The organism is Actinophytocola sp. (assembly GCF_036002505.1).
In the GTDB taxonomy this organism is placed as follows: domain Bacteria; phylum Actinomycetota; class Actinomycetes; order Mycobacteriales; family Pseudonocardiaceae; genus DASYTH01.
In genome coordinates, this window is sequence record NZ_DASYTH010000364.1 from 37526 (window position 1) to 45315 (window position 7790).

Annotated in this window: 3 protein-coding genes, 1 tRNA gene and 2 pseudogenes; 2 read left to right on the forward strand and 4 right to left on the reverse strand. The window is 67.9% G+C overall.

What is annotated here, in order from left to right:
* Window positions 1-531: 531 nt before the first annotated feature.
* Together VGR06_RS31825 and VGR06_RS31830 are read right to left on the reverse strand one after the other, a co-directional pair.
* Window positions 532-2523, reverse strand: a complete 1992-nt coding sequence (locus tag VGR06_RS31825) for a cytochrome c oxidase assembly protein (RefSeq protein WP_327562873.1) — start codon at window positions 2521-2523, stop codon at window positions 532-534.
* A 51-nt stretch (window positions 2524-2574) separates the two neighbouring features.
* On the reverse strand, window positions 2575-3789 hold the full coding sequence (locus tag VGR06_RS31830; RefSeq protein ID WP_327562874.1) for an MFS transporter: 1215 nt from the start codon (window positions 3787-3789) through the stop codon (window positions 2575-2577).
* Between the two features lie 73 nt (window positions 3790-3862).
* Between VGR06_RS31830 and VGR06_RS31835 the strand changes: the two genes are divergently transcribed.
* Both VGR06_RS31835 and VGR06_RS31840 read left to right on the forward strand, forming a co-directional pair.
* On the forward strand, window positions 3863-4945 hold the full coding sequence (locus tag VGR06_RS31835; RefSeq protein WP_327562875.1) for a LacI family DNA-binding transcriptional regulator: 1083 nt from the start codon (window positions 3863-3865) through the stop codon (window positions 4943-4945).
* A gap of 131 nt (window positions 4946-5076) precedes the next feature.
* A tRNA-Arg gene (locus VGR06_RS31840) sits at window positions 5077-5149 on the forward strand.
* A gap of 622 nt (window positions 5150-5771) precedes the next feature.
* On the opposite strand, the pseudogene VGR06_RS44100 reads toward VGR06_RS31840, so the two are convergent.
* Window positions 5772-6830, reverse strand: a pseudogene (locus tag VGR06_RS44100) (recombinase family protein); the annotation flags it as partial.
* Between the two features lie 333 nt (window positions 6831-7163).
* Window positions 7164-7790 (reverse strand): annotated as a pseudogene (locus VGR06_RS31850) (cell division protein FtsK); the annotation flags it as partial.

The following is a 7790-nucleotide window of genomic DNA, read 5'->3' on the forward strand; positions in this document are numbered from 1 at the left end:
ACTCATTACCCTTGGCCGGATTCCCTCTTCGCGCAGGCCCTGCGCCTGCTTGTCCCCCTCGGGTTGTCCTGGCAGGTGCCGGTTCCTCGGAGTGGCTGGATCGCAAAGACGAGCTGGAGACCAGGATGAGCTGACGGATCTTGCGAGTGCGGTTGGCGGGGCGGGAATCGAGCGAAGTGATCTTCGGTCGGTCTGGCGCGGGGCCGGTGTCCGCGGTGTGATCATCGTTTGGGGACGGAAATGCTGGGAGATCAAGCACTTCCGTCCTCAAACAGCGATGGGTGCGGCTCCTCTGGAGTTGTGGATCTTGCGCGGGTGATCGTGACCCATGTGACGGGTGGGGCCAGTGGGGTGGTGGCTAGTGCTCTGAAGGGGCCCCTTCAGGACGCTCAACGTCCCGAAGGGCCCCTTCAGGGCATACAACGCTGCCACCGGAGAACCCCTCGTCACACCAGCACCACCGGCTTTTGAGACGCCAGCCACCGCCAACAGCCACATCCAGGCACCCCGACGCGGCATTTCGAAACACACCTAGCGGCCGTCGCGTTCGGCGAGCTGGCGGAGCATCGCGTTGTAGGCCTCGAGCTCGGCGTCACCGTCGGCGTCCGCCCGGCGATCGGCGCGGCGGGCCTCCCGCTCGTCGGCCCGGGCCCACTGCATGAGCAGCGCGATGAGCACGACCAGCAGCGGCAGCTCGCCCGTCGCCCAGGCGATCCCGCCGCCCAGGCGCTGGTCGGCCAGCAGGTCGATGGCCCAGGGCAGGCCGAGCCCACGGTAGAACCGCTCGCCGATCACGGTCTGCATGCTCATCAGGATCACGCCGAAGAACGCGTGGAACGGCAGCGACGCGAACACCATGCCGAGCCGCGCCACGTGCGGAAGTCGGCGCGGAGCCGGGTCGATGCCGATGACCGGCCAGTAGAACACGTACCCGACCAGCAGGAAGTGCGCGTTCATCGCCAGGTGCGCCCAGTGCAGCTCGAGCGCGGCGTCGAAGAGCCCGGACATGTACAGCACGTAGAACGACCCGACGAACAGCACCAGCGCCACCACCGGATGGGTCAGCGCCCGCGCCACCGGCGAGTGCACCGCCGCCAGCAGCCACTCCCGCGGACCCGGCGGCGCGTCCTTGCCGGCCGGCGGGATCGCGCGCAGGGCCAGGGTGACCGGCCCGCCGAGCACCAGCAGCACCGGCGCCAGCATGGACAGCATCATGTGGGTTTCCATGTGGATGCTGAACATCGCCGGCGCGTAGCGGCCGAAACCCGAGCTGGTCGCCATGATGATCACGAAGCAGCCGCCCAGCCAGGCCACCGTGCGGCCGACCGGCCAGGCGTCCCCCCGGGCCCGCAGCCGCCGCACCCCGACCAGGTACAGCGCCGCCAGGGTGCCGGCCACGACCAGGTAGACCAAGTCAATCCGCCAGTCGAAGAGCAGCCGGAGCAGGGTCGGCGGACCGTCGAGCCCGTAGCCGATCTGTAGTTCGACCGGGTCCGGCAGGGTTCCATCCGGCGGCGGGGGTGTCCGGGCCAGCGCCGTGGCCAGGCCGATGGTGGCGAACATGATCAGGACTTCCATGGCCGCCAGCCGGAACAGCGCGTGACCGCCCCGGCCGGCCACGATGTCCTTCACCCCGCGCTCCCGCTGGAAATAGCCGACGACGCCGAGCAGCCCGAGCGCGCTGGCCTTGCCCAGCACCAGCACGCCGTAGGAGGTCGTGAACAGGTCCCCGAGCGGCAACCGGATCAGCGCGTTGATCACGCCGGAGACCGCCATGGTGATCCAGCAGACCAGGGCGATCCTCGAGAACCGTGACGCGGCGAGGCCCAGGTGCTGTCCGGCGCGGCGGCCGTGCACCAGCAGCGCGGCCAGCCCGCCGACCCAGAGTGCGGCCGCGAACAGGTGCAGCAGCAGGCTGTTGCTGGCCAGGTCGTGCTCCCGGCTGGACGAGTGCCCGGTCACCGCCACCGGGACGATCCCGCCGAGGGCCACCAGGAGCAGCGCCACGGTCCAGCCCCAGGACAGCACGACGCGCGCGCCGACGGCGAGCAGCAGCGCGACCGCCGCGGTGATCATCCAGGCCTTCGCGTCGGGTAACAGGTTGGCCAGGCTGAACAGCGTCCGCGGCTCGAGGACGGCGGACACCGGCTTGCCGACCGCGCTTGCCACGGTGAACGGCACGAGCACCGCGGCGCCGGCGAACCACAGCGCGGCGCACCAGCTCGCCATCCGCAGGGCCGCGTACCCGGCGACGTCGAGGGTCCCGGATTGCTGTGGCGACACCAGGAACGCGGCGAACAGCAGCGAGCCGACGGTCAGCACGCCACCGAGCTCGGCGATCACGCGGACCACCGTCGGGCCGTAGGCGTTGATCACGTCCCGGTCGAGCGGACCGGCCGCGAGCGTCAGCAGGGCGGCGGCGATCAGCGCCGCGAACAGGCCTCCCACGACCAGCAGCGGCACCGCGCCAGCGCCGGAGACCTTCAGCGGAGCCGGTTTCTCCGGAGGGCTGTCGACGGACACGGGTTTGAGCCTAGGCGTGCGCAGGTTGCCAACGAGTCAAGGCTCGGCTGTTCAGGTCGACGGCACCGCCGCGGTCTGCGGTGCTGGCTCGACCTGGTCGGGCACCTCGCGACGCCGGGCCCACCGCGCGGCGAGCACGCCCGGACCCATCATCGCGGCGACCAGGCCGGCCATCCCCAGCGCCACCGCCAAGTTGGTGACCTGGGCGATCCACCCGATCAACGGCGGGCCGAGCAGGAAGCCGCTGTAGGCGATCGCGGTGACGAACGCCAACTCCCGCTCGCCGCCCGAACCGTCCGCCCGCCGGCCGGCCGCGCCGGCGAGCCCCAACCCGACCGGGAACGTGTAGGCCAAACCGGCTCCGGCAAGCGCGAAACCGATGAAACTGGCCCAGCCGGCCGGAACGAGGACGGCGAAGAGCAACCCGCTCCCACTCACGGCGGCCCCGGCGACCAGCATGCGCTCGGGACCCCAGCGCCGTTCGGCCCGCTCGCCCAGCAGCCGCGTGATCGCCATGGACACGGAGAAGCCGGCGTACACGATCGCCCCGGTTGCCTCGCTGAGACCGCGATCGCGCACCGCGAACAGCGACGACCAGTCGGCGCTCGCGCCCTCGGCCATCGCGGCGCACAGCACGGTGACACCCAGCAGCCAGAGCACCGGCCGGCGCGCCGGGATGCGGCCGCCGAGCTGCCTGGCCGTCTTCGTCACGGCGAGCACCGGCTCGTTCGGCACGTGCCGGGCGACCGCGACGATGATCGCCGCAGCAAGCAGCCCGACCAGACCGAAGTGCAGGCCCAGGTCGAGCCCACGGGCGGCGGCCAGCGCCGCGCCGAGCGCGCCGAACAGCCCGCCGAAGCTGAAGCCCGCGTGGAACACCGGCATCAGCGGGCGCTCGATCTGCCGCACGACCGTGACCGCGGCGACGTTCATGGCTACGTCCACGGTGCCGGCGGCGCCGGCCAGGCCGACGAACACCAGGCCGAGCAGCGCCGGGGTCGGCACCAGCGCGAGCAGCGGCAGCACGGCGGCGGCGATCAGGGCGGCGACGGTGACGACCCGGCGGGCGCCGAACCGGGCGCACAGCCGGCCGGCGATCGGTGCCGTGACGATCAGCCCGACACCGCCGCCCAGCAGGGCCAGGCCGAGCTCGCCGGCCTCGGCGTGCACCTGGGCGGCCACCGCGGGCATGCGCGGCGCCCAGGTGCCGACGATGACGCCCTGCAGTACGAACGCCCAGAGGACCGCGATCCGCGCCTTTGCCATGGGTCGAGCCTAACTGAAGCGCTTCAGTAGCCGCTACTCAAATTCTTCGGGCGGCGACCTTAGGCTTGTCTTCGTGAGTCCAGACCGGGCACGGCGGCCGACCCTGGACACCGTGGCCCTCGAGGTCGGCGTGTCCCGGGCGACGGTGTCGAACGCGTACAACCGGCCCGACCAGCTCTCCCCGCAGCTCCGGGACCGGATCATCGCCGCGGCCGAACGGTTGGGCTACCCGGGTCCCGATCCGACCGCGCGGAGCCTCGCCACCCAGCGCACCGGATCGGTCGCGTTCCTGCTGGGCCAGGGCCTTTCGTCGGCGTTCTCCGACCCGGCCTTGTCGATCATGCTGGACTCCCTGGCGTCCACAGTGGACAGTGGGGACCGGGCCCTGCTGCTGCTTCCCGGGGTGAACGACCTCGGCCCGCGCCCGGAAAGCGTGGCGCGGGCGCAGACCGACGTCGTGGTGGCGTATTCCCTGCCCGACCGCGCGCCCGCGCTCGACGCGGTGCGGCAGCGCAAACTGCCGCTCGTGGTGGTGGACCAGCCGGTGGTGCCCGGGTCCGCGCGGGTGGAGGTGGACGACACCGGCGGCGCGGAACTGGCCGCCCGGCACGTCGGTGAGCTGGGGCACCGCCGGGTCGGCATCCTGGCGTTCGGGCTCAGCCCCGACGGGAAGCACGGGCCGGCGTCACCCGCCCGAGTGCAATCCGCGCGCTACCGGGTGACCCGGGACCGCGTCGCCGGGTACCTGCGCGGCCTGGCCCAATTCGGCATCGATCCGGACTCGGTGCCGCTCTGGGAGGCGCGCTGCGGCGACCAGCACCTCGGCCGCGAGGGCGCCCGCTGGCTCATGACGCGCTCCCCGCGACCCACCGCCCTGCTGTGCATGTCCGACGAACTCGCCCTGGGCGCCATCCGCGCGGCCCGCGAGCTCGGCCTGTCCGTGCCGTCCGAGGTGTCGGTGGTCGGCTTCGACGACACCCCCGGCGCCAGCTGGTCCGACCCCCCGCTCACCACCATCCGCCAAGATCTCGTCGACAAGGGTCGCCGCATCGCTGACCTGGCCCTTCGCCTCCTCGACGGGGCCAGACCAGGCCAGCCCACCACCCTCAGCGTCGAGCTCGTCCCGCGCGCGTCCACCGCTCCCCCGCCGGCTTAACCACTCCCTTAGCGAAACGGACATCACTCGGACATCACTCATCCGAGGCGATTCAGAAACGGCCGGCCCGTCCCGAGCGATCAGACCCCACGGGATGGCTAGCCTGCCTCGCCGGCGACGACGCCGTCCACGCCCTCGTAGCTCAGCGGATAGAGCAAAGGACTTCTAATCCTTGGGTCGCAGGTTCGAGTCCTGCCGGGGGCACCCATGTGGTCTTACTCGAACTGTGGCCACGTTGTGTTAGCGCTGGTGACGACGCGTGTCTGGGTGGGTTGGTGGGTCGGTTGTGGCCGCCGGGTCGTGTGGTGTCGTGGTGGAGTGGTTGGGGGTTGGGTAGCTGTCGGTGTTGGGTGTAGTGCCGGCCGGCGGGGATGAGTTGGTCGAAGGGTTCGGCTAGCTGATCACTGGTGACCCCGGTCATGTCGAGGGTGAGCCGGGTAAAGATGATGTTGTTGAGGATCTTGCGCTGGGCTGGTGGACAGGCTCGGTAGAGCCGCTGGGGACGGTCCAGGAGCTTCAACGCGGTGTCGAGGATGTCACGACCTACACTGACGTCAGCGGCGAGCGCATCAATCTGGTTGAGGATCTTGTCGCGTTCGGTGCGGATGGTCACGATCCGTTGGGTGAGTTTGTCTCGTGGCCAGTCGGGATCGCCGACTAGGTCGAGGTAATGGTCTTCCTGTGTGGACAGTTCCGCGAGTCGTTTGTTGAGTGTCTCGCGGTGGTGCCTGGTGCTGTCGGTGTTCGCTGCTAGCTCGCTGTCGAGTTGTTTCCGCACCGCGTCGCGGAAGTCAGCCGGAAAGCTGATCGTGGCGTAGTACTCTTTGATCGCCTTTTCAACGTGAGTAACGGACATATAGGGTAGGTCACACACGCCTTGTTGACGACCACGGCAGAAGTAGTATTCATATGTTCCTTTTGCCACTGCGATAATGAGCCGATGCCCGCAGCGTTCACACCAGAGAACACCTTTTAGATAGTGGGTATGTTTGCGTTGCCGGATCCCCGCGCCTGAGTGCGCGTTGAGAATTTCTTGAACGCGGTGAAACAGTTCTGTAGGGATGAGGTGCGGATGCCGGCCTTTGTATTCAACTCCCTTGAAGGTGACGTAACCGATGTAGTAGCGATCTCGGAGCATCCGTCCGATTTGACTACGCGATATGGGCTTGATCGGCTGCTTACCGTGCGGCAGCGCATAGAGTCCGGCGTCAACCATCGCCTCATGGAGACTTTCTATTGTGTACTGATCAGTAGCGAACATCTCAAACGCGAGTTTGACGAGAGGACCGCGTTGCTCGTCTACCACGACGGTAGCCACTTCGCGGTCTTCGTACCGCTCTCTCACATTGAGATAACCGATTTTAGCGCGACCGGGGGTTCCGCCAATACTGGCCTTATACTCCATTTTCCGGCTGATAATGAGACCATCGGAATCAGAGCGGAACTGATTAACTGCCGCCATGATTCCGTGCAGGAGTTGCCCCGGCGGAGTATCGTCAATGTTTTCCGTTGCCGAGACCACCGTAACGCCGGCTTTTCTAAGTTCTAACATCATCAAGACGTCATCAGTCCGGTTCCGGTTTGCCCGTGACAACGAGTCAACGATCACATAGTCGATGTCGCCTCGTTCTTTGATCAGGGCAAGCATCCGTTGGAATTCCGGCCGCTTTTCTACCGACCGACCCGACACGCCACGCTCGCGAAATTCTTCCTCGATATCGGCGTTCAATTCGTCGGCTTTGCGCCTGGTAACAATCCTTTGATCTGGCAGGGAAATACCTTCCGGGTCATACTCCCGCTTCACTTGCTTAGGATCAGACACCCGCAACAGCGTAAAAGCCTTCTTACGATGCTCGCGCTTGCGCGCCGCCGATGCTGCCGTCATCTCGGCCCCCCGTCCCCACCCCGTGCCCGCACCTCGGATCGCGCCTGCTGCATCCTGACTTGATCACGTCGGACAACGCTGCGAGCGTGGCTACTCTGGCGTGCTCGTTGGGCTCGGTGGCGGCTGAGCGCGATCACGACCTGAGATACACGGCCGGGGTCGAGGGTGCGGCGGAGCTGACCGCGCACCCGGATGCGGCGATGCCTACCCATGTCGTCGTGCCTCCCTCTCTGTCGGGCTCATCAGGGCCCGCCGGGCCTGGTACCAGCTTGGTCTGCTAGGTGCTAGTTGCCTGGTCATGGGGTGTTTCCTTGGCTAGTGGGTCTGCTAGGTCTAGCGGGGTGGCCGGCTAAACGGTGGGCCGCTCGGACCGGGCTTGCGCTGCCCGTCCGGGCTCCGTCGCTGCCGCCGTTCGTCGGCGGTGAGGAGGTCGGCTAGGGCGAGGCCGCGCCGGTTGGCACCCTTCCCGCTGCCGGTGCTGCCCCACACCTGTAGCGGCGTGAGTCCGTAGGGTTTGAGGGCAGCGGAGAGTTGCCGTGCCCTGGTTTCACCGTCCACTGTGGCCCAAGTGCCGTATGTGTCGGGCCGTAGCTCCGCCAACCGTGCCGCCAGGGTCTCTAGCCACACTTTGGGTTCATCTGCGCGGGTGACGGCCACCAGATCGTCCAACAGCGACACTGTGGACTCTCGCTGTGCCATGTCGTCGTCAGCGCCGATGGCGTGGCCGGTGAGGGTGCCGGCGGCGGCACGGAGGGCGTGGGCGCGGGCGGTGATCTTGTCCGCTTCCGGTGCGTCGATATAGGCGGTCCGCACGATTTGCGGGTCGTCGGATGCGCCGGCCAGGTATCCGATTCCTTTATCCCGTTGCGTAAACGTGGTCGCCCGCAGCCCGTTTTTGTAGGCGCTGGTGCCCAGGATCATATCGTTTTCCAGTTGACCCATGACACGCAAACAAAACCG

Coding starts and splice junctions, on each gene's coding strand:
- VGR06_RS31830 (WP_327562874.1), bottom strand. CDS start 3,789: ATGGCAAAGGCGCGGATCGCGGTCCTCTGGGCGTTCGTACTGCAGGGC.